1 protein-coding gene is annotated in these 241 nt (G+C 80.1%); it reads right to left on the bottom strand.

Annotated elements, in window-relative coordinates:
* The coding region (locus G3I54_RS38795) for a hypothetical protein (protein ID WP_164622169.1) at positions 1-241 on the bottom strand (241 nt) is incomplete at both ends.

Below are 241 nucleotides of genomic sequence, written 5' to 3'. Positions count from 1 at the left end.
GGGGGTCTGGAACATCGGCTCGGCGAAGACCGGGGCCTGGAAGACGGCGACGGCGGGGCGCGTCGCGCGCCGGCCCTTGCGGGTCGGCTCCTCGGTCTTCGCGGTGAACTCGGGGCGGCCGGCGGCGGCGGTGGCCCGGCGGCGCTGGCGTCCGCGCGGGGCGGCCTCCTCGACCTCCTCCACCTCGGCGGCGAGCTCCTCGGCGACGGCGGCGGGCAGGCTCTCACCGGTCCCGACGGGC

The sequence above is a fragment of the Streptomyces sp. SID14515 genome (assembly GCF_010548505.1).
GTDB classification, from domain to species: Bacteria; Actinomycetota; Actinomycetes; order Streptomycetales; family Streptomycetaceae; genus Streptomyces; species Streptomyces caviscabies.
The sequence above is the reverse complement of the archived record's forward strand: the minus strand, read 5'-3'. Positions and strand labels throughout refer to the sequence as shown.